Here is a 264-nt window from a genome sequence, read left to right on the forward strand (position 1 = left end):
ATGCGGATGCGGACGAACAAGGATAGGGACCTGCTGTCCGTGTTCTTGTATTTGTTCTTTAAGCTCGGCCAGCTTTTCAGCGTCCAAGCCCATGCGGTCATTGATGAATGAGCCGTCAACGAGATCTGTCGATAACTCGACTATCACTTGCCCTGCTGTGAGCTTTTTTTCAATCGCGTCTGCACGCTGAGCACGCGCAGACATGGCTTCCAGGGACTGTGAAATAGCACCAACAGCGCCACTGGCCTTTTGCGGTATTTTCAT

Annotated in this window: 1 protein-coding gene; it reads right to left on the reverse strand. The window is 51.5% G+C overall.

Translation table 11 applies throughout. The features are described from left to right. Positions 1–264, reverse strand: a 264-nt coding sequence (locus HBA93_RS21630) for a ParB N-terminal domain-containing protein (RefSeq protein ID WP_221724621.1), incomplete at both ends; no start/stop codon positions are given.

The sequence above is a fragment of the Ochrobactrum sp. SFR4 genome (assembly GCF_019730395.1).
Taxonomy (GTDB): Bacteria; Pseudomonadota; Alphaproteobacteria; order Rhizobiales; family Rhizobiaceae; genus Pseudochrobactrum.